This is a genomic window from Achromobacter sp. Bel (assembly GCF_012928505.1).
GTDB lineage: Bacteria > Pseudomonadota > Gammaproteobacteria > Burkholderiales > Burkholderiaceae_B > Achromobacter.
The window spans coordinates 93,028-114,806 of sequence record NZ_JABBJN010000017.1; the positions used below are offsets into that span (position 1 = coordinate 93,028).

The 21,779-nt window shown below is 66.4% G+C and carries 17 protein-coding genes; 11 read left to right on the top strand and 6 right to left on the bottom strand.

Annotation, left to right across the window (positions count from 1 at the left end; all coding sequences use genetic code 11):
- Window positions 1-36: 36 nt before the first annotated feature.
- Window positions 37-1,362 carry an aspartate aminotransferase family protein gene (locus tag HG262_RS13070; protein ID WP_169271437.1) on the bottom strand — a complete coding sequence of 442 codons (1,326 nt, stop codon included), beginning with the start codon at window positions 1,360-1,362 and terminating at the stop codon, window positions 37-39.
- 161 nt (window positions 1,363-1,523) lie between these two features.
- Between HG262_RS13070 and HG262_RS13075 the strand changes: the two genes are divergently transcribed.
- Window positions 1,524-2,942 (top strand): PLP-dependent aminotransferase family protein, encoded by a 1,419-nt coding sequence (locus HG262_RS13075; RefSeq protein ID WP_169271438.1) that lies wholly within the window; start codon window positions 1,524-1,526, stop codon window positions 2,940-2,942.
- Window positions 2,943-3,021: 79 nt separating this feature from the next.
- Here the strand turns inward: HG262_RS13075 and HG262_RS13080 are convergent, their stop codons facing one another.
- The 4 genes from HG262_RS13080 to HG262_RS13095 all read right to left on the bottom strand — a co-directional run bounded on the left by HG262_RS13080 (window position 3,022) and on the right by HG262_RS13095 (window position 7,630).
- Window positions 3,022-3,504, bottom strand: a complete 483-nt coding sequence (locus tag HG262_RS13080; RefSeq protein ID WP_169271439.1) for a dihydrofolate reductase — start codon at window positions 3,502-3,504, stop codon at window positions 3,022-3,024.
- A 101-nt stretch (window positions 3,505-3,605) separates the two neighbouring features.
- Window positions 3,606-5,669, bottom strand: a complete 2,064-nt coding sequence (locus tag HG262_RS13085; protein WP_169271440.1) for a bifunctional diguanylate cyclase/phosphodiesterase — start codon at window positions 5,667-5,669, stop codon at window positions 3,606-3,608.
- 426 nt (window positions 5,670-6,095) lie between these two features.
- Complete coding sequence (locus HG262_RS13090; RefSeq protein ID WP_169271441.1) at window positions 6,096-7,067, bottom strand: thymidylate synthase; 972 nt, start codon at window positions 7,065-7,067, stop codon at window positions 6,096-6,098.
- A gap of 119 nt (window positions 7,068-7,186) precedes the next feature.
- The gene (locus HG262_RS13095; RefSeq protein ID WP_006226212.1) at window positions 7,187-7,630 is read right to left on the bottom strand and encodes an OsmC family protein; all 444 of its coding nucleotides are present in this window, start codon (window positions 7,628-7,630) and stop codon (window positions 7,187-7,189) included.
- A 123-nt stretch (window positions 7,631-7,753) separates the two neighbouring features.
- Here HG262_RS13095 and coq7 point away from each other — a divergent pair, with 123 nt between their 5' ends.
- The 10 genes from coq7 (at window position 7,754) to HG262_RS13145 (ending at window position 20,602) form a co-directional block, all read left to right on the top strand.
- Window positions 7,754-8,431, top strand: a complete 678-nt coding sequence (gene coq7 / locus HG262_RS13100) for a 2-polyprenyl-3-methyl-6-methoxy-1,4-benzoquinone monooxygenase (RefSeq protein ID WP_169271442.1) — start codon at window positions 7,754-7,756, stop codon at window positions 8,429-8,431.
- Window positions 8,432-9,209: 778 nt separating this feature from the next.
- On the top strand, window positions 9,210-10,316 hold the full coding sequence (locus tag HG262_RS13105) for a glycosyltransferase (protein WP_006226215.1): 1,107 nt from the start codon (window positions 9,210-9,212) through the stop codon (window positions 10,314-10,316).
- Between the two features lie 95 nt (window positions 10,317-10,411).
- Window positions 10,412-11,689 carry a Vi polysaccharide biosynthesis UDP-N-acetylglucosamine C-6 dehydrogenase TviB gene (gene tviB / locus HG262_RS13110; RefSeq protein ID WP_169271443.1) on the top strand — a complete coding sequence of 426 codons (1,278 nt, stop codon included), beginning with the start codon at window positions 10,412-10,414 and terminating at the stop codon, window positions 11,687-11,689.
- A 10-nt stretch (window positions 11,690-11,699) separates the two neighbouring features.
- On the top strand, window positions 11,700-12,725 hold the full coding sequence (locus HG262_RS13115) for an SDR family oxidoreductase (protein ID WP_169271444.1): 1,026 nt from the start codon (window positions 11,700-11,702) through the stop codon (window positions 12,723-12,725).
- 1 nt (window position 12,726) lies between these two features.
- Window positions 12,727-14,076: a lipid II flippase MurJ gene (locus tag HG262_RS13120; protein ID WP_169271445.1), complete on the top strand. Its 1,350-nt coding sequence runs from the start codon at window positions 12,727-12,729 to the stop codon at window positions 14,074-14,076.
- A complete protein-coding gene (locus tag HG262_RS13125; protein WP_169271446.1) occupies window positions 14,077-15,219 on the top strand; it encodes a glycosyltransferase family 4 protein in 1,143 nt (380 codons plus the stop codon).
- Window positions 15,220-15,264: 45 nt separating this feature from the next.
- Entirely contained in the window at window positions 15,265-17,196 is a 1,932-nt protein-coding gene (gene asnB / locus HG262_RS13130) for an asparagine synthase (glutamine-hydrolyzing) (protein WP_169271447.1), read from the top strand.
- Between the two features lie 3 nt (window positions 17,197-17,199).
- Window positions 17,200-18,315 (top strand): glycosyltransferase family 4 protein, encoded by a 1,116-nt coding sequence (locus HG262_RS13135; RefSeq protein WP_169271448.1) that lies wholly within the window; start codon window positions 17,200-17,202, stop codon window positions 18,313-18,315.
- Window positions 18,312-19,469 carry a glycosyltransferase gene (locus HG262_RS13140; protein ID WP_248293346.1) on the top strand — a complete coding sequence of 386 codons (1,158 nt, stop codon included), beginning with the start codon at window positions 18,312-18,314 and terminating at the stop codon, window positions 19,467-19,469. The genes HG262_RS13135 and HG262_RS13140 overlap by 4 nt, the downstream gene beginning before the upstream one ends.
- Entirely contained in the window at window positions 19,466-20,602 is a 1,137-nt protein-coding gene (locus tag HG262_RS13145) for a glycosyltransferase family 4 protein (RefSeq protein ID WP_169271449.1), read from the top strand. The genes HG262_RS13140 and HG262_RS13145 overlap by 4 nt, the downstream gene beginning before the upstream one ends.
- On the opposite strand, the gene pgi is transcribed toward HG262_RS13145, so the two are convergent.
- A partial coding sequence (gene pgi / locus HG262_RS13150; RefSeq protein WP_169271450.1) for a glucose-6-phosphate isomerase occupies window positions 20,599-21,779 on the bottom strand: 1,181 nt, incomplete at its 5' end. The two genes, HG262_RS13145 and pgi, sit on opposite strands and share 4 nt — an antisense overlap.

Below are 21,779 nucleotides of genomic sequence, written 5' to 3' on the forward strand. Positions count from 1 at the left end.
CGCGGCGCTGCCGCGGCACGGGGTTCGCGATGCCGCTCAAGCGACCTCTTTCAGGACCTTGCCGATCTGTTCGAAGATCTGGCCGATCTGGGCCTCTTCGATGATCAGCGGCGGCGAGACGGCAATGATGTCGCCGGTGTAGCGCACCATCAGGCCGCTGTCGAAGCATTTCTGGAAGACTTCGCTGGCGCGGGCGCCCGGCGCGCCTGCGCGCGGCGACAGTTCGATGCCCGCCACCAGGCCCAGGTTGCGCACGTCGATGACATGCGGCGCGCCCTTCAGGCCGTGCACCGCTTCCTGGAAGGCGCCGGACAGCTTGCGGGCGCGGGCGAACAGGTCTTCGCGGCGGTAGATGTCCAGCGTTGCCAGGATGGCGGCGGCGGCAAGCGGGTGCGCCGAATAGGTGTAGCCGTGGAAGAACTCGATGCCGCCGGCCGGGCCGTTGACGATGGCGTCGTGGACTTCGCGCTTGACCGCGACCGCGCCCGCGGGCACTGCGGCGTTGCTGACGCCCTTGGCCATGGCGATGATGTCCGGCGTCACGCCGAAGAATTCGGAGGCGGTGGCGGCGCCCAGGCGGCCGTAGGCGGTGATGACTTCGTCGAAGATCAGCAGGATGCCGTGCTTGGACGTGATCTCGCGCAGTTTTTCCAGATAGCCCTTGGGTGGGATCAGCACGCCCGTGGAGCCGGCCATCGGCTCGACGATGACGGCGGCGATGGTGGAGGCGTCGTGCAGCGCGACGATGCGTTCCAGTTCATCGGCCAGGTGGGCGCCCCAGGCGGGCTGGCCCTTGGAGTAGGCGTTCTGCTCCAGGTTATGGGTATGCGGCAGGTGGTCCACGGCGGGCAGCAGCGCGCCGGAGAAGGTCTTGCGGTTGGTCGAGATGCCGCCGACCGAGATGCCGCCGAAGCCGACGCCGTGATAGCCGCGTTCGCGGCCGATCAGGCGGGTCCGCTGGCCTTCGCCGCGGGCGCGGTGGTAGGCCAGGGCGATTTTCAGGGACGTATCGACGGACTCGGAACCCGAGTTCGTGAAGAAGACGCGGTCCAGGCCTTGCGGCATGAAGCTGGCGACGGCCGTGGCGGCCTCGAAGGCGAGGGGGTGGCCCAACTGGAAGCCGGGCGCGTAATCCATGATGCCGGCCTGGCGGGAAATCGCGTCGACGATTTCCTGGCGGCCGTGGCCCGCGTTGACGCACCACAGGCCGGCGGTGCCGTCCAGGATCTGGCGGCCGTCGGCCGAGGTGTAGTGCATGCCTTTGGCCGTTGCCAGCATGCGTGGGTGCGCCTTGAACTGCTTGTTGGCAGTGAAGGGCATCCAGAGATGGGACAGATCGGGCAACTCGGCGGGGGCGTTCATGGCGGCTCCAGGGGATGGACAACCGGCGGGCCTGTATGGAAAAGGCGCGGCCGCCGGGATTCGAATGATTCTGGTACGTCCTGCGGGGAATGAAAATATACGATCCGCGCAAATGCCGCTAACTGTATAGTTGCAGGTGGTCTAACTGTACAGTTTTCTTCGTGATCGACTTCCAGCCCAACCGCGCCCGTGGCCTCGCGCCGACCCTGGTCGAGCAGCTGGTCGCGGCCATCTTGCGCGCCATCGAAGCGCAGACGCTGCGTCCGGGTATGTCCCTACCCTCGGTGCGTGAGTTCGCGCGCCAGTACGGTGTCAGCACGTTTACGGTGGCCAGCGCCTATAGCCGGCTGGTGTCGCAGGGCTGGCTGGCCGCGCGGCCGGGCGCCGGCTACCGGGTGGCGTCGCCGGACGCGCCCGTGCGCCAGGGCGAGCCCTTGTCCTGGGAGCCGCCGCGCTTGAACGCGGGCTGGCTGCTGTCCGACATCTTCGCGGACCATTCCATCCCGATCAAATCGGGGTGCGGCTGGCTGCCGGGGGAATGGCTGAATGAAGAGGGCATGCACCTGGCGCTACGCCACATGGGGCGCGTGCCGGCGATGCGCATCGCCAATTATGGCCATCCCTATGGCTATGCGCCGTTGCGCGAGACGATCGCGGCCAGCCTCAGCGCGCAGGGCATGGAGGTGGAGGTTTCGCAGGTGCTGCTGACCCAGGGCGTGTCGCATGGGCTGGACATGGTGTCGCGCACGCTGCTGCGGCCGGGCGACACCGTGGTGGTGGAGCAGCCCGCCTACGCGAATCTGCTGCAGTTGCTGCGCCTGCTGGGCTTGCGCGTCGTGGCCGTGCCGCGCACGGCCGACGGGCTGGACTGCGAGGCCTTGGAACGCGTCGTGGCCCAGCATCAGCCGCGCGCCCTCTATATCAATACGGCCTTGCAGAATCCGTCGGGCGCCAGCATCGGCATGGCTAATGCGTTCCGCATCCTGCAGGTGGCCGAGCGGCATGGATTGTGGGTGATCGAGGACGATATCTCCCGCGACCTGGCCCCGGGCGTGACCCCGATGCTGGCTGCGCTGGACGGGGCGCGGCGGGTGATCTACCTGGGCGGCTATTCCAAAGTCATCAGTCCGTCGGTGCGGGTGGGCTATGTGGTGGCGCACCGGGACCTGACCCGCGATTTCGCTCGGACCAAGATGGCGGTAGGCCTGACGTCGCCCGAGATCATGGAGCGCATCGTGCATCAGGTCATCCGCGAGGGACGCTACCGCGCGCACATCGCCCGGACCCGCGAGCGGTTGGCCGAGGCGCATGCCGTCGTCGCCGGCCAGATGCAGCAGCACGGGTTCGAGATTCACGGGCGGCCGCAGGGCGGCTTGTTCCTGTGGGCCAAGGTGGCCGGGCAGTGGCGCGAACGCGGCGCCAACGGCCTGGCCCAGCTGGCGCTGAAAGATGGGATCTGGCTGGCGCCGGGGTCCTACTTCGAGGTGGACGAGGCCGATACGCCCTGGGTGCGCTTTAACGTGGCGTACTCCGAAGCGCCCGCGCTGTGGCGGTTCATGCAGAACGCCGGGGCGGCTTGATGGGGTGCGCGCGGCGCAAGGCGGCAGCGCCTTCCAGGCAATGGGCGCCCGCTGTCTGGCAGCAACGCCTTCCTGGCATTTAGCGTTCGTACGTGACGAAGTCGTATTCGTAGCCGTTTTCGGCGGGTTGGGTCTCGCGCGCGGTTTCCTTCCATTCGAAGGCGGGCAACAGCGGGAAGAAGGCATCGCCGTCGACTTGGGCGTGGACTTCGGTGGCCAGCACGCGTCGCGCCAGCGGCAGCGCCTGCGCGTAGATCTGCGCGCCACCGATCACGAACGCCTGGTCCACATCGCCGCAGGCCGCGATGGCGGCGTCCAGCGTGGGGACGACCGTCGCGCCGGGGGCGGCGAAATCCGGATTGCGGCTGATCACGATGTTGCTGCGGCCGGGCAGCGGGCGGCCCAGCGAATCCCAGGTCTTGCGGCCCATGACGATGGGGTGGCCCAGCGTGCTGCGCTTGAAGTGCGCCAGGTCGCCCGGGAGTTTCCAGGGCAGGGTGTTGTCGCGTCCGATGACGCGGTTGTCGGAATAGGCGACGATCAGGGTAAGGCTGGCGGGCATGCGGGCGGGCAACGGTAGGGACGGCCGGGAGTCGGCCGATCGGACGGCGTAAGCGTAGCAAATTCCACCGGAGCGGGCGGGCAGCGCCTGGCCGGTGACCCCTAGCCGGCCGCGTGCTCCAGGAATTCCGTGGCAGGCATCGGGCGGCCCAGCAGGAAGCCCTGCAGGGAATCGCAGCCCAGGCCGGTCAGGAACTTCTGTTGCGCCGCCGTCTCGACGCCCTCGGCCACGATCCGCAGGTTCAGCTGCTGCGCCAGCGCGACGATGGCCGAAACGATGGCGGCGTCTTCGTTGTCGTTTTCCAGCTGGTTCACAAAGCCCCGGTCGATCTTCAATTCGGTCGCGGGCAGCCGCTTCAGGTAGAGCAGGCTGGAATAGCCGGTGCCGAAGTCGTCGATGGAGATCGTCACGCCCAGCCCCGACAGGCGCTTGAGCACGGCCAGGCTGGCCTCGGCGTCGCGCATGGCCGTGGACTCGGTCACTTCCAGCGTCAGGCAGGCGGGTGGCACGTCGTGCCGCGCCAGGGCGGTGCGCACCGTTTCAACCAGGCTGGCGTGGGCGAACTGCAAGGCCGAAATGTTGACGGCGACGGTCCAGTGGCCCTGGCCGGCGTTGATCCATTCCCGCATCTGCCGGCAGGCTTCGTTGATGACCCATTCCCCGATGGACAGGATCAGGCCCGTCTTTTCGGCGATGGGGATGATCTGGTCCGGACCGACCAGGCCGCGCGTCGGATGGTTCCAGCGCAGCAGCGCTTCGGCGCCCATGATGGGGCCGGCGGGCGCTTCGTACTTGGGCTGGTAATGCAGCACGAACTGGTCGCGCTCCTGCGCCAGGCGCAGGTCGTGCAGCAGTTCGATCTGCTCGTGCGCGTCCGCGTTCATGGACGGCTCGAAGAAGCTGTAGCCGGTGCCGCCCAGGCGCTTGGCGTGGTACATGGCGGCGTCGGCGTTGGTCAGCAGGCTGTGGGTATCTTCGCCGTCGTTGGGGTAGATCGCGATGCCCACGCTGGATGTCACCAGCACTTCGTGGCCATAGACCATGACCGGGCGGGCGATGGCTTCGATCAGCCGGTCCGCCACGTTCGCGGCGTCGGTGGGTTCGATCACTTCGCTCAGCACGATGAATTCGTCGCCGCCCAGGCGCGCCACCGTGTCCTGCGTGCGCAGGGTCTGCCGGATGCGCTGCGCCAGATCGATCAGCAGGGCGTCGCCGGTGTGGTGGCCGTAGGCGTCGTTGACCGCCTTGAAGCCGTCCAGGTCGAAGAACAGCACGGCGAAGTAGCCCTTGCGGCGGCTGGCGCTTTCGATGGCCTGCTCCATCCGGTCTTCAAGCAGGATGCGGTTGGGCAATTTGGTCAGCGTGTCGTGCAGCGCCAGTTGCACCAGTTCTTCGTTGGCCTCGGCCAGCGAAGACGCCAGCGCCGACGTGCGCGCTTCCAGCCGATTGTCCAGCACGGCGACGACGAGCGCGATGGCCAGCACGCTGAGCGTCACGGCGGTGACGGCGATGGCCAGCCAGCCGGCGGAGATGCCGCCGTCGGCGGCCATGCAGATGCTGCCGGCGGGAAAGCTCGCGGCCTCCATGCCCGAATAGTGCATGCCGACGATCGCGATGCCCATGACGACCGACGCCAGCGGCCGGGACAGGGCCATGCGCGGCCCGTCCTGGCGCAACCGGTACGTGATCCACAGCGCGGCGCCGGAGGCGGCCACGGCGATCAGGATGGACAGCGAGAACCATTTGGCGTCGTAGTCGATGCCGGGCGCCATGCGCATCGCGGCCATGCCCAGGTAGTGCATCGCGGCGATCCCGGCGCCCATCAGCAGGGCGCCGGCCGTGAGCCTGGGCCAAGGCAGTTCGTCCTTGCACACGATCCAGAGGGCGAACGCCGAGCAGCCGATGGCTATGCCCAGCGACAGGATGGTCAGGGGCAGGTCGTAGCCCATGGGGATGGGCAGGTTGAAGGCCAGCATGCCGACGAAGTGCATGGACCAGATGCCGATGCCCATGGCGAGCGCGCCGCCCGCCAGCCAGTAGCGCGCGGCCGGCAGCCCGTTCGAGGCCCGTACGCGATTGGCCATGCCCAACGCCGTGTATGACGCCAGGATGGCGACCCCTAGAGATACGAGGACGAGCGAAGGGTTATAAGTTCCAACGAGCATGTGTGGGGTCCTGTCCTGAGCGCTTACTGCGATCGCGCCGGCCTCAAATCAAATCAATTAGTAGTCAACAGTTGCAATTGGGTCGCAAGACAATTCCTGCTGTCGACGCTGGCGATTTACCTACTCTCTTGTCGGGAAGGGGGGCGGCGGGCGATGCCTGCGGTCGGCACTGCCGGATGGGCTGCGCGGGCTCGCAGCAAGCGATACGCGCGGCTCGGCACGGGCCGGTCGGTAGCCGCGGCGCGCAGCGCATTCTGGACGCGCGTCCGAGGCTAAGGGATGGGTTATACCGAAATCGCGCTTCCAGATGCTCACCAATCTTCACTTATGCCGGCAGGCGCGGCATGCGCGCCTGCCGGCCAGGGCCTGCGGCGGCTGCCCGCTCGGGCATCCAGGGCAGCCGGCGTCGACGCGCCGAGCGCGATCTTACACGGCCATGGGCGCGGTGAGTGGGGCGTGATGGGTGTAGCCGGCCAGCGAGAAATCGCCCGGTTCCACCTTTTCCAGCCATTCGGGTTCGTAGCGCCCCGTCACGGCGAAATCGGGGATGCGGTCGGACAGCACCAGCTTGGGCGATTCGTAGGGCTCGCGGGCGAGCTGCTCGCGCAGCATCGGCAGGTGGTTTTCGTAAATGTGCGCGTCGCCGATGAAGTAGGTGAACCAGCGCGGGGTGTAGCCGGTCAGGCGGCCCACCAAATGCAGCAGCGCGGCGCCTTCCGTCAGATTGAATGGCGTGCCCAGGCCGACATCGTTGGACCGGATATACAGGCACAGCGAGATTTCGCGGGTGGTCGCGTTGGGCAGGAACTGGTAGAGCAGATGGCAGGGCGGCAGGGCCATTTCTTCGATCTGGGCCCAGTTCCAGCCATGGAACAGAATGCGGCGGTCGCCCGGGCGCTCGTGGATGGTGTCCAGGCATTGGCGCAACTGGTCCACCGCCTTATACAGCAGCACCTTCGGGACGCCGCCTTCTTCCAGGTCGGCCACCTTGGCATAGCCACGCGCCAGCGCGTCTTCGATCTGCGCGGGGCGGTTGGCGTCCAGCACCTTGTAGGCCGGCCACTGGCGCCATTGCACGCCGTAGACGGGGCCCAGGTCGTCGGGGCCTTCGCGATACGGGTTAGCCAGCCACTGGCTGTTTTCATTGGCGTTTTGGTCCCAGACCTTGCAGCCCAGCTCGCGGAACTCGGCGGCGCTGCGCGAGGCGCGCATGAATCCCACCATTTCGCCGATCGCGGACTTGAACGCCAGCTTCTTGGTGGTGACGGCGGGGAAGCCTTTTTGCAGGTCGAACCGCAAGGACGCGCCCGGCATGCTGAGGGTGCGTATGCCCGTCCGGTTCTCCTGCCACGCGCCGGTGTCCAGGATGGATTGAACGAGGTCCAGGTATTGTTTCATGGCGGTCCTTGTGTTCGCCCGCCCTGCGGGTGACGCAAATTGGCCGCCACGTGCAAGGCGGCGGCGCTGATCAAGATAAGGAAGAAGGGATAGGGCGAATTACACCACGCGGGCGCGCTTCAGGCGGCCGCCGGCGCTTCCTGCGTGTCGACGATTTCGACCGAAAACGTCAGCGCCGCTGTCTTCTCCAGCATGGCCGAGGCCGAGCAGTACTTTTCGTGCGACAGCTGCACGGCGCGCTCGACCGCGGCTTGCGGCAGGTTGCGGCCGGTGACCGTGAAAGCGAAATGGATGCGGGTGAAGACCTTCGGGTCGGCATCCGCGCGGTCGGCATGGAGCTTGACGCTGCAACCGGTGACCGCATGGCGGCCGCGCTTGAGGATCAGGACGACGTCGTACGCCGTGCAGCCGCCGGTGCCGGCCAGCAGCATCTCCATCGGGCGGGGCGCCAGGTTATGTCCGCCGCCGTCCACGGCGCCGTCCATCACGGCCACGTGGCCGCTGCCGGTGCTGGCGGTAAAGAGCATGCCGTTGGGGCCGCCCCAGTCGATCGTGCATTCCATGTCGTGTGTCCTTGAGCTTTGAGCGCAGTCAATGGTTGATGATACCTGTTGCGTACAATTCCAGGCACGAGAGCCCCGCCCCGTATCAGGGGTGTGTTGGCCTGTTTCGCCAAGGAGTTGTCCATGCCCACCGCCCTGTCACAATCCGGCCCCCTTTCCTTCCTGCGCCGCACCAGTCCGCTGGATGCGCTGCTGGCCGAAGCGGACCGCGCATTGCGGGTGCTGTCCAACAGCGCGACCGCTGGCCGCCCATACCCGGCCAAGTCCGCGGAAGCACCAGATGCGATGTCCGCGCAGGAAAAACGGCACGCGGCGGGCCTGATGCGCGTGAACCATGTGGGCGAGGTCTGCGCGCAGGCGCTGTACCGCGGGCAGGCATCGGTCTGCCGCGAGCCGGCGCCGCGCGCGCTGCTGCTGAATGCGGCCTCGGAAGAAGTCGATCACCTGGTCTGGTGCAACGAGCGCCTGACCGAGTTGGGCAGCCGGCCCAGCCTGCTGAATCCGGTCTGGTACGCCGGATCATTTGCATTGGGGGTGCTGGCCAGTTATGCGGGCGTGCCGCGCAACCTGGGTTTCATGGCTGAGACCGAGCGGCAGGTGGAGGCACATCTGGAAGAGCATCTACGCACCTTGCCGGTGCAGGATGAGCGCTCGCGCGAGATCGTCCGCAAGATGAAGGACGACGAAGCCGAGCATCGCGCCAGCGCCGAGCGGGCAGGGGGCGTACCCCTGCCGGGCCCGGTAAAAGCGGCGATGCGGGCAATGTCCAAGGTCATGACGACGACGGCGTACTGGATCTAAACGGTCTGTGGCTGAAATGTTGCAGTGCGCAAATTCGGCTGCATGCCGGTGCAGAACGCACCATTACGGTGCAAAAAATAGGGTGGGATTACCCGATGCCATCTAGGGTTAGTCCGCAATGGGTTTACCCATTCGGCAAAAACCCTTTTTTCGGCAAGGTCGTTGACTGCTGCGGGTCTCCAGAGGGTGGCGCTAGAATTTGCGGCGAAAATGCAACGCGAAAACCGGCCTTCAAAAGAGATTAAAAAAATTCTTGCATCGCACAAAAAACCTCGGTACTATTCAGTCATCGGATGTTGAAACGCAGTCGGCGCGGTGCAAAACCCCGAACGCGTAGCGAGCAGAAGGCCAGCTCCCAACATGCCACGGTTGTCTCCTCCACCCTCCTCCTTTGGTGGATTTAGCCCGAGATCTTACGATCTCGGGCTTTTTTTTGCGCCGAATTAATGCGTCCCTATTTTTTGGGGCAGTTCGTCCGGCCTGGCCGGTCGGCGGCATATCCTCCCTATGGCGGCATCCGCGTTTTCCCTGGGATATTTCACGTGTTCCCCAGCGGAAAGCTCTACAATCAGCGCATGAAATCCGTCCTTCCGCGCGCTCGCGGTTTTGTTGCATCAGCCCCTTCCAACCAGCGGCCTGGCGGCGGACGAACGGCCCCATCCCGGGTGTTACGTTTCGTGCCCCTGAATTGCACTTCCTTATCCCTCCCATATATGGGCGTTACACCTGCCTCCCATAATGGCGGGCCTGTCTCGATAGACCAACCAGAGGTGATTCTGTGACCTGGCTGTATATCTGCGTGGTCGCGTTCATGGTGGGCGGGCTCATCGTGTGGTCGGAACGCTGGCATGGCCGCTTTACCGGCGACAGCGATCTGAACAAGCCGCAAGCGAACCATTCCCGCGCCACGCCGCGCGTCGGCGGCCTGGCCGTGCTTGCCGGCACCTTGCTGGGCCTGCTGGTCCTGGGCCCCGCCAACATGACGTTGACGTGGCTGTGGCCCGCGCTGTTCGTCGCCGCGCTGCCGGTGTTCGTGGCCGGCTTGTTGGAAGACATCACCAAAGATATCGGCGCCAGCAAGCGTTTGCTGGCGGCATTCCTGTCGGCGGCGATCGCCTGGTGGTTGCTGGGCGGCGTCAGCCGCGTCGGCATGGCGCCGGTGGACTACGTGCTGTCGTTCTGGCCCGTGTCGCTCTTGTTCACCATGATTGCAGTGGGCGGCTGTACGCATGCGCTGAACATCGTGGACGGCATGAACGGCCTGGCCGGCATGGTCGCCACCCTGATGTCGGTGTCGATCAGCCTTGTCGCGATGCAAGTGGGCGACGTGCCGATCTTCCTGATCTCCGCCGCCTTGGCGTCCGCGACCCTGGGCTTCCTGGTTTGGAACTTCCCGTTCGGACGCGTGTTCCTGGGCGATGGCGGCGCGTACTTCCTGGGCTTCATGCTGGCCGAGCTGGCCGTGCTGCTGGTGGTGCGCAATCCGTCGGTATCGCCGTTCTACGCGCTGGCCGTGCTGTTCTACCCCGTATTCGAAACTGGTTTTTCGATCTGGCGCCGGCGCTTCAAGCGCGGCGTGCCGGTTGACCAGCCGGATGCCCTGCACCTGCACCAGCTGGTGTTCCGCCGGCTGGTCCGCGTGACGTTCAGCCGCGGCCGCCGCCATGCGGTGCCCGCGCTGTGCAATGCGATGGCGTCGCCCTACATGTGGGTGCTGGCGCTGATCGGCCTGGTGCCGGCCACGATCTGGTGGGACAACGCGTGGGCGCTCAGCGCCAGCCTCGTGGTGTTCGCCAGCGTCTATATCTGGCTGTATGCGCGCCTGGTGTCCTGGCGCCGGCCGGGATGGCTGCTGCTGCCGTCCGTTTTGAAGACCACGGATTAGGTTTGAGTGCCCCGGCGATTGCCGTCGGGGGCTCGGTTATCTTTCACCCGACCATATTTAAAATGCCGTAATCGCTTTACGGTGAAGGGAGAGTTATGTTGCGAATTCAGGATGTGAAACTCGCTGTCGTCGGCTTGGGCTACGTCGGTCTGCCGCTTGCGGTGGAGTTCGGCAAGAAGCGCTCGGTCATCGGTTTCGATATCAATACGCGCCGCATCGACGCACTGAAGGCCGGCCATGACCACACGCTGGAAGTCAGCGACACCGAGCTGGCCGAAGCCGCTCAGTTGAGCTACTCCGCGGACCGTGCCGAGCTCGGCCAGGCCAACGTGTTCATCGTGACCGTGCCGACGCCCATCGACGAATACAAGCAACCTGACCTGACCCCGCTGGTCAAGGCCAGCGAGACGATCGGTGCGGTGCTCAAGCGCGGCGACATTGTCATCTACGAATCCACCGTTTACCCGGGTGCGACGGAGGAAGACTGCGTGCCGGTGCTGGAACGCGTGTCGGGCCTGAAGTTCAATGTGGACTTCTACGCCGGCTACAGCCCGGAGCGCATCAATCCGGGCGACAAGGAACACCGTGTCAGCACGATCAAAAAGGTCACCTCGGGCTCTACGCCCGAAGTCGCCGAACTGGTCGACCAGCTGTACAAAGAGATCATCACCGCTGGCACGCACAAGGCGTCCAGCATCCGCGTGGCCGAAGCCGCCAAGGTGATCGAGAACACGCAGCGCGATGTCAACATCGCGCTGATCAACGAACTGGCCCTGATCTTCAACAAGATGGGCATCGACACCGAAGCCGTGCTGCAAGCCGCCGGCACCAAGTGGAACTTCCTGCCGTTCCGCCCGGGCCTGGTGGGTGGCCATTGCATCGGCGTGGACCCGTACTACCTGACGCACAAGGCGCAATCGATCGGCTACCACCCCGAGATCATTCTGGCGGGCCGCCGCCTGAACGACTCGATGGGCGGCTATGTGGTGTCGCAGCTGGTCAAGGCGATGACCAAGCAGCGCATTCATGTACAAGGCGCGCGCGTGCTGGTCATGGGTCTGGCCTTCAAGGAAAACTGCCCCGACCTGCGCAACACGCGCATCGTGGACATCGTGCGCGAACTGGGCGACTACAACGTGGACGTCGACGTCTACGACCCGTGGGTCGACCCCGAAGAGGCCGTGCACGAGTACGGCCTGACGCCGGTGGCCAAGCCGGAAGAGGGCAAGTACGACGCCGTGATCCTGGCGGTGGCGCACAACCAGTTCAAGGCGCTGGGCGCTGAAGGCATCCGCAAACTGGGCAAGGCGCAACACGTTCTGTACGACTTGAAGTACGTGTTGCCGGCCGACGAATCCGATCTGCGCCTGTAAGGATTCCAAGATGACGACACGCTTTGAAACCCTCAAGCAGGAACTGCAGGCTGCGCCGCGCAAGTGGCTGGTGACCGGCTGCGCCGGCTTCATCGGATCGAACCTGCTGGAAACCCTGCTGAAACTCGACCAGACCGTCACCGGCCTGGACAACTTTGCCACCGGCCACCAGCGCAATCTGGACGAAGTGCGCACCTCGGTCTCGGCAGAGCAATGGGCGCGCTTTTCCTTCGTGGAAGGCGATATCCGCGACCTGGACGCTTGCCGCCGCGCGGTCCAGGGCGTGGACTTCGTGCTGCATCAGGCCGCGCTGGGCTCCGTGCCGCGTTCGCTGAAGGATCCGATCACCACCAACGAGGTGAACATCGGCGGCTTCCTGAACATGCTGGTCGCCGCGCGCGACGCCGAAGTGAAGTCGTTCGTCTACGCGGCGTCCAGCTCCACGTACGGCGACCACCCGGCATTGCCCAAGGTGGAAGAGAACATCGGCAAGCCCTTGTCGCCCTATGCGGTGACCAAGTACGTCAACGAGCTGTATGCGGACGTGTTCGCGCGTTCCTACGGTTTCGAGACCGTGGGCCTGCGCTACTTCAACGTGTTCGGCAAACGCCAGGACCCGGACGGCGCCTACGCCGCGGTGATCCCCAAGTGGACCGCCGCGATGATCAAGGGCGACGACGTCACCATCAACGGCGACGGCGAGACCAGCCGCGACTTCTGCTTTGTGGACAACGCCGTGCAGGCCAACCTGCTGGCTGCGATGGCGCCGGCGGAAGGCCGCAACCAGGTCTACAACGTGGCCGTCAGCGGCCGCAGCACGCTGAACGACCTGTTCGGCTTCCTGGTCAAGGCCCTGGGCAACCAGAACGTGGCCTATGGCAAAAAGCCGGTGTATGCCGACTTCCGCGCGGGCGACGTGCGCCACTCGCAGGCCGACGTCAGCAAGGCGGGCCGACTGCTGGGCTACGCGCCGTCGCATACGGTGCTGCAAGGCCTGGAAGTGGCCATGCCCTGGTACACGCAATTCCTGCGTTGATTTGAAAGCACTCATCCGCAAACTCGGCAACATCCACCCGGACCATCAGCGCATCTTCAAAGGCGCTTTCCGGGTGGCCGTGTTCCTGCTGCTGGGCAAAGCCGCCGGCGCCATCAAAGAGATGGCGGTGGCCTACCGGTACGGCGTCAGCGACGCCGTGGACGCCTACCAATTCACGATGACCATGGCCACCTGGCTGCCGGTCACGATCGTGGGCGTGCTGTCGGTAGTCTTGATCCCGGTGCTGGTGCGGCTGCGCCGCGCGGAAGACGCCGAACGCGACCAATTCATCAAAGAACTGCAAGGCTGGGTGGCGGCGGCCGGCATCGCGCTGGCTATCGCTACCTGGTTCGCCTGGCCGTATGTGGTGGACTTGCTGGGCAAGGGCCTGCCCGATCGCGTGCGCGGCATGACGGGCGACCTGCTGGCCGCCTTCGCCCCGGTGTCGGCGCTGCTGCTGATCGCCGGCATCAGCGCCGCGCGATTGCGCGCACATGAACGCCACGTCAATACCTTGCTGGACAGCGTGCCCGCCGTGGCGACGCTGGCCTGGGTGATGCTGGCCGTCAGCGCTGATGGCGTCGGCCCCCTGCTGTGGGGCACGCTGGTGGGCTATGCCATCCAGACCGTATGGCTGGCCTGGCTGGCGGCGCGCGCGGACGGCGGGTTCTGGGGCGCGCCGCGCCTGACGCTGCGTTCGCCACACTGGCCTGAACTGATGGGCGCCGCCGGCGTGATGCTGATCGGCCAAGTGGCGATGAGCTTCGTCGGCCCGCTGGATCAGTACGCCGCCGCGAATCTGGGCGCTAATGCGAACGCGACGCTGGGCTACGCCAGCCGGCTGCTTTCCCTGCTGCTGGGCATTGGCGCCGTGTCGGTGGGCCGTGCCGCGCTACCGGTGCTGGCCGATGTGCAGGCCCGGGGCGACACCGGCCGCGCGCGCGGCATGGCGCTGAAATGGTCGGTGCTGATGGTGGGGGCGGGCGCCGTCGCCGTCGCGATCGGCTGGGTATTGGCCCCGTGGGGCGTGTCGGTGCTGTTCCAGCGCGGCGCCTTCACCGCCGAGAACACCGAGGCCGTCGCGCATGTGCTGCGCTGGGGCCTGCTGCAATTGCCGTTCTACTTCGGCGTGCTGATCCTGGTGCAGTTGCTGGCCAGCCAGAACCGCTACCGCATCATGGCCGCCATCGCCGTTGCCAATTTCGCGTTGAAGGCCATATTGAACATCGTGCTGGCGCCCAAGATGGGCGCGGCCGGCATCATGCTGGCGACCAGCCTCATGTATGTGCTGTCCTTCGCGTGCTACCTGGTGGTGGCGATGCGCAAGGTCGAACCCAAGGAGGCCGATTGAATGTCCCAAGCCGATTCCGGCCGTGCCTTGCGCGTCCTGCTATTCATCCATTCGCTGCATGGCGGCGGCGCTGAGCGCGTCGCCGCCGACCTGAGCGCCCACTGGGCCGAGATGGGGCGCGACGTGATGGTGGTGACGCAAGCCGGCACCGAAGGCGACGTCTATTGCCTGCACCCCAAGGTCCGTCGCGAAGTCCTGCATACGGCGGGCGAGGGCGGCGGCTGGCGCGGCATCTGGAGCAACGTGCAGCGCGTGCGGGCATTGCGCCGGGTGATCAAGGCGTTCCGACCGGACATTGTGCTGGGCATGATGACCACGGCATCCGTGCTTTCCGTGCTGGCAAGCGCCGGCCTGGGCTGCCGCGTGATCGCCACGGAACACACGCATCCGCCGTCGCAGACGCTCTCGGGCCTATGGCTGCGCTTGCGCCGGCTGACCTATCCGCGCGCCGCGCGCGTCGTTGCGCTGACCCGCGGCACGGCCGACTGGATCGGACAGCATGTGCCCGGTTCCCGGCTGGCGGTCATCCCCAATCCGGTGCATTGGCCCTTGCCGCGCGCCGAACCGTTGCTGATCCCGGTGTCGGGCGACGGGCGCAAGCGATTGCTGGCGGTCGGCCGGCTGCATGGGGACAAGGGCTTCGACCTGCTGATTCAGGCGTTCGCCACGCTGGCGCCGTCGCATCCGGACTGGGATCTGGTTATTCTGGGCGAAGGCGATGAGCGCGCCGCCCTCGAGGCGCAGGTAGGCAAAGCCGGGCTGGCGTCGCGCGTCTCGATGCCTGGACGCGCCGGCAACGTGGGCGATTGGTACGACAGTGCCGATCTATACGTGCTGACGTCGCGCTTTGAAGGGCTGTCCAATACCCTGCTTGAATCGATGGCCAGCGGCCTGGCGGCCGTGTCGTTCGATTGCGATACTGGTCCGCGCGAGATCGTGCGCGAAGGGATCGACGGCGTACTGGTCCGGCCCAATGGCGATGTGCCCGCGCTGTGCAAGGCGCTGGCGGACGTCATGGGCGATGACGCCGCGCGCCAGCGCATGGCGCAGGCGGCGACTGACGTGCGCGACCGGTTTTCGGCCACGCGCGTGCTGCAACAATGGCAAGAACTTTTTGACGGCGTGCGCGCATCGGGCCGTTAGGCCCACGCGGTGCGCCGTTGCTACGGTGACCACGAGAACTACATCATGTGTGGAATAGTCGGAATTTGGGGCCCCCTCGGAAACAAGGAGCGCGTGCTGGCGGAAAGTTGCCGCCGCATCCGCCACCGCGGGCCGGACAGCAACGGTTTCTGGGAAGACCCGGAGGCGGATCTGGCGCTGGCGCACGTCCGCCTGGCGATCCTGGACCTGACCGAAGCGGGCCATCAGCCCATGTCGTCCGCCTGCGGCCGCTATGTGATGGTCTTCAACGGCGAGATCTACAACCACCTGGACATCCGCAAGCAGCTGGAGCAATCCGCGCTGGCGCCGTCCTGGCGCGGGCACTCCGACACCGAAACCCTGCTGGCGGGGTTCACGGCGCTGGGTATCGAGGCGACCTTGCAGGCGGCCGTCGGCATGTTTGCGATCGCCCTGTGGGACCGCGCCTCGCGCAAGCTGGTGCTGGCGCGCGACCGCATGGGCGAAAAGCCGCTGTACTACGGCTATTCGGGCGCCGAGCTGGTGTTCGCTTCGGAACTGAAGGGCCTGATGCCCATCCCGGGATTTGGCCGCGACCTGAACCGCAATGCGTTGGCGTCGTTCATGCGGCACAACTACATTCCGGCGCCCCAATCCATCTATGAAGGCATCGCCAAGCTGCCGCCGGGCACCTGGGTCGAATTCACGGCCGACGATACCCGCAGCCGCCGCATGCCCGAGCCGCGCGTGTACTGGTCGGCGCGCGACGCCGCCGACACCGCCGCCCGATCGCTGTTGAAATTCGAGTCGGACGCGCAAGCCACCGAAGCGCTGGAAGGCGTGCTGTCCAAGGCCGTCGGTGGCCAGATGCTGGCTGACGTGAGCCTGGGCGCCTTCCTGTCGGGCGGCATCGATTCGTCGACCATCGTGGCCCTGATGCAGGCGCAAAGCGCCAAGCCGGTGCGCACCTTCGCGATCGGCTTCCATGAAAAGGGCTATGACGAGGCGCAGCACGCGAAGGCTGTGGCCACGCACCTGGGCACCGACCATACCGAACTTTACGTGACCGCGGCGGACGCGCTGGCGGTGGTGCCGTCGCTGGCGGATATGTACGACGAGCCGTTTGCCGATTCGTCGCAGATCCCGACCTCGCTGGTCACGAAAATGGCGCGCCAGCACGTTACCGTGGCGCTGTCGGGCGACGGCGGCGATGAGCTCTTCGGGGGCTATTCGCGCTACTTCCGCGTGAACAATTGGTGGCAGCAGTGCGAGCGCGTCCCCGCGCTTGTCCGCAAGCCCGCAGGCGCGCTGCTCTCCGCATCCACCCATCTGCCGGGACGCGGCGCCTGGCGCGGCAAGGTCGGCAAGTTGGGCGAACTGCTGCGCACCGACTCGCGCGGCGATTTCTACCGCCACTTCGTGTCGTACTGGGCCGATCCGTCCAAGGTAGTCAAGGGCGGCGTGGAACCGGTCTCGGAATTCGCGCGGGCCATGCAGGGCTCCACCTTCGAATCCATGATGAAGCTGGACACGGTGACCTACCTGCCGGACGACATCCTGGTCAAGGTGGACCGCGCCGCGATGGCGGTCAGCCTGGAAACCCGCGTGCCGCTGATCGACCACCGTGTCTATGAATTCGCGTGGAGCCTGCCGCACCACTACAAGGTGCGCGGCAATACGGGCAAGTGGCTGCTGCGCCAGGTGCTGCATCGCCATGTGCCCCAAGCGATGGTGGACCGTCCCAAGCGCGGCTTTGCCGTGCCGCTGGCGGCCTGGCTGCGCGGCCCCTTGCGGGAATGGGCGGACGCGTTGCTGGACCCCGCGCGCCTGCGCCAGGAAGGCTGGTTCGAACCGGAACCGATCCTGCGCAAGTGGCGTGAACATACTTCGGGCCATCGCAACTGGGACAGTCATCTGTGGGGCGTCCTGATGATGCAGGCCTGGCTGGACCGTTATCGCGCAGAACCGGATCAAGGGGGATCTATTGGGAGTCTCTGACGAATGAGAATATTGATGCTGGTCAGTTCCATGCATGCGGGCGGCGCCGAACGGGTGGCTGCCACGCTGGTTAGCGCATGGGCCGAACGCGGGGACGCCGTCACCTTGACGCCCACCTATTCGTCCAAGGGCACGTGTTTTTATCCCTTATCTGACAAGGTCGAACTCGCATGGCTGGCGGACATCGCCGGCACGCGGGAGTCGGGCGCAATGGCCGCGTTCAAGCGTCTGATGGCCTTGCGCAAGCACATCCGCGACACCAAACCCGATGTGGTGGTGTCCTTCCTGACCAACGTCAATGTGGCCGCCATCCTCGCCACGCGAGGCTTGGGCGTGCCGCTCATCGTCTGCGAGCGGACGAATCCGGTCGCCGAGACGACGACGGGCACGGTGTGGCGCAAGCTGCGCCGCCTGCTGTATCCGCGCGCCGACATGGTGACCGTGCAGGCGGAAGACACCGCCGGCCCGTTCTCGCGCCAGGTTCCGGGCATCAAGCGTCTGGCCGTCATCCCGAATCCCTTGCCTGCGCCCTTGCTGGATGCGCCCCGCGTGTTGCAACGCGATGACGACGGTCCGCGTGAACTGCTGGCGATGGGGCGTCTGGTCTCTGACAAACAATTCGATCTGCTGATCGATGTCTTCGCGCAATTGGCGCCGTCGAACCCGGATTGGAACCTGCGCATCTGGGGCGAAGGCCCCGAGCGCGCCGCGCTCGAGGCGCAGGTTGCCCGGCTGGGCCTGCAATCGCGGATCAGCCTGCCCGGACGCACGGAAGCGCCCTGGGACGAACTGGCCCGCGGCCAGGCCTTTGTGCTGAGTTCGCTGGTCGAGGGCTTCCCCAATGTCCTCCTGGAAGCGATGTCGCTGGGCTTGCCCTGCGTGGCGTTCGATTGCCCCAGCGGCCCGCGCGAGATGACGCGCGACGGCCAGGATGCCTTGCTGGTGCCGGCAGGCGACCGCGACGCCTTGCAAGGCGCCTTGCAGCGCGTGATGGGCGACCTGAATTTGCGCCGGCAAATGGGTGAACGCGGTGCGACGGCGGTGCGCCATCGTTATGCGCTGGCCAGCGTGCTGTCGGAGTGGGACGAACTGTTCGAAGCGGTGCGGGAGGCGCGATGAGCACCCCGGCAATGCGCATCCTGCACGTCATTACCGGCCTGGGGCAGGGCGGCGCGGAATCCGTGCTGCTGCGCCTGGCGACCTACCCCGAAGCCGGCGTGGAGCACATCGTCGTGTCGCTGACCGATGAGGGCATCTACGGCGAACGCCTGCGCGCCGCCGGCGTGGCCGTGCACGCGCTGGGCATGAAGCGCGGCCGCGTCAGCCTGGGCGGCTTTCTGGCCTTGCGCCGCGTAATCGGCAGCAGTCGCCCCGACGCCGTGCAGACCTGGATGTACCACGCCGACCTGATCGGCGGTCTGGCTGCCCGCTTGGCCGGCGTGCGCGCCGTTGCCTGGGGCATCCGTAATTCGGGCGCGCACCTAGAACGCAGCAGCCGATCGGCGCGTCTGGTGCTGCGCGTGTGCGCGCTGCTGTCGGGTCGCGTGCCCCGCGCGATCGTTTGCGCCGCGCAAAACGCCGCCGAACGCCATGCCGAGAAGGGTTACCGCCGCGACCGCATGGTGGTGATATCAAATGGCTATGACTTGTCCCGCTATGCGCCCGACGCTCAGGCCCGCGCGCGTGTGCGGGCGCAATGGGGCCTGTCCGAAGACGCGCCCGTGATCGGTTGCGTGGCCCGTTGGGACCCGCTCAAGGACCACGCCAACCTGCTGCGCGCCGTGGCTGCGTTGGTGCGCGACGGGCGCGACGGGGGCTTGCGCTGCGTGCTGGTCGGGCGCGGCATGACGCCGGACAACGCCGAACTGGCCGCCCTGATCGATAAGCTGGATTTGCGCGAACGCCTGATCCTTGCCGGCCCCAGCGACGACGTGCCCGCAGTGATGAACGGGCTGGACCTGCATGTCCTGTCCAGCTGCGCGGAAGGCTTCCCCAACGTGGTGGCCGAGGCAATGGCCTGCGGGGTTTACTGCGTCGTGACCGACGTGGGCGACGCCGCCTATATCGTCGGCGATACCGGTGTCGTGGTGCCGCCCGAACAGGCCGAGGCGCTGGCGCGCGGTATCGAGACGGCCTTGGGCGACGTGGCTGCGCGAGGCAGCCGACGGGCGGGCGAAGCCGGGCGCGCCCGCGTACTTGAAAATTTCGACCTTGCCCGGATGGTGCAACGGTACCTCGCCGTGTGGCGCCGCATTTCTGGAGTCCAGGCATGAACGCCGGCCGTCGCTTGATGTTCGTCGTCAATAATCCGGCATTCTTCATGTCGCATCGCGTGCCGCTGGCGCAAGCCGCGCAGCGCGCGGGTTACGACGTGCATGTGGCCACGATGGACGGGCCTGCCGTGGCCGACATCCAGGCACTCGGCATGACGCACCACGCTATCCCGATGACGCGCAGCGGCAAGCATCCGTTGCAGGAGCTGGGTACGCTGCTGGCGCTCGTCCGCCTGTTCCGGCACGTGCGTCCGGATGTGGTGCACCTGGTGACCATCAAGCCCGTGCTCTACGGCGGCATCGCCGCGCGCCTGGCCCGCGTGCCGGGCATGGTGGCGGCGATTTCCGGGCTGGGCTTCGTGTTCCTGTCCGATTCGTTGAAGATGCGGCTGGTGCGCGCGGTCGTGGCCAGGCTGTACCGGATCGCGCTGGGCCATCCCAACAGTCGCGTGATCTTCCAGAACGCCAATGACCGCGACCTGCTCAAATCGCTAGGCGCGGTGCGCGACGCGCAGGTCGTCATGATCCGCGGCGCAGGCGTCGACCTGGACGCCTATCGCGCATTGCCCGAGCCGCCTGCGCCGCCGGTCGTGGTCACGATGGTGGCCCGCCTGCTGCGCGACAAGGGCGTGCAGGAGTTCGTGCAGGCCGCGGACATCCTGCGCCAGCGCGGCGTACCGGTAACGATGCAGTTGGTGGGCGGCGTGGACGCGGGCAACCCCGCATCGGCGACGCAGGATGAAGTCGACGCCTGGCAGCGCGACGGGACTGTCCAGGCGCTGGGGGAACGTTCGGACGTGCCGGCGTTGTATGCGGCCTCCCACATTGCCGTGCTGCCTTCGTATCGCGAAGGCCTGCCCAAGTCGCTGATCGAGGCCGCCGCGTGCGCGCGCGCCGTCGTGACAACCGACGTGCCGGGTTGCCGGGATGCGATCGAGCCCGGCGAAACCGGTTTGCTCGTGCCGGTGCGGGACGCGCAGGCCTTGGCCGATGCGATCGCCCGCTTGGCCGAAGATGCTGCATTGCGGCAGGCGATGGGCAAGGCGGGCCGGGCGCTGGCCGAACGTGAATTCAATATCGAGCAGGTTGCCCGCACCCACGTGGCGCTTTACAACACGCTCAGCGCGGGTTAGTGGCGGCGCGAGATCGCGTTGATCCAGAAGCGGGTGGACGGGTCCTGCTGGCTCGTCTGCGGCGAGTCCAGCTCTCGCATGATGTTCTTGGCCAGCGCCTTGCCGAATTCCACGCCCCACTGGTCGAACGGGTTGATGCCCCAGATCACGCCCTGCACGAACACCTTGTGCTCGTACAGCGCCAGCAGCGCACCCAGCGTATAGGCTTCCAGCCGCGGCAGCACGATCAGCGATGACGGGCGCCCGCCGGGGTGGACGCGGTGTTGCGCCAGCAGGCGCGCGCGGGCCGGATCGCGTTCGGTGGCGGAGGTTTCCGCCAGCGCTTCGTCGAAGGATTTGCCGCGCAGCAGTGCGGAACGCTGCGCCAGGCAATTGGCGATCAGCAGCTCATGGTGTCGTGCATAGTCGTGGTTGGGCTGTTCGCACAGGATGAAGTCCACGGGCGCGCCCATGGTGTCCTGGTGCAGCCATTGGAAGAACGTGTGCTGGCAGTCGGTGCCCGACATGCCCCAGATCGCCGCCCCGGTCGGCACGCCGGCCGGGCTGCCGTCGGCGGTGGCGACTTTGCCCAGCGATTCCATCTCCAGCTGTTGCGCCCACGGCACGATGTGGTACAGCCGCGAGTCGTAAGGCGCGATCACCAGCGAGTCATAGCCCAGCACGCTGCGGTTGACCACGCCGGCCAGCGCCAGCTGCACCGGCGCGTTGTCCGCGGTCGGGGCGGTGCGGAAGTGCTCGTCCATGGCCGCGGCGCCGGCCAGCAACTGGTCGAACGCCTCGTTGCCTAGCGCCAGCGCGATCGGCAGGCCGATCGCCGACCACAGCGAATAGCGGCCGCCGACCCAGTCCCAGATCTGGAAAATGTGGTCGGGCAGAATCCCCAGATTCAGCGCGGCTTCGACGTTGGAGGTGATCGCCACGACCTGCTTGATGGGATCGGCCACGCCGGCTTCCCGCAGCCAGTTCATCGCGACTTCGGCGTTGGCCAGCGGCTCGGTGGTCGTGAATGATTTCGAGGCGACGATGACCAGCGTGTCGTGCGGATCCAGCCGGCTCATGGCGTCGGCGACGGAGTGCGAGTCGACGTTGGAGGCGAATCGCACTTCGCGCTTCGCGCCGCCGTGGCGCAAGGCGCGCGTCACCAGGCGAGGCCCCCAGTCACTGCCGCCGATGCCCA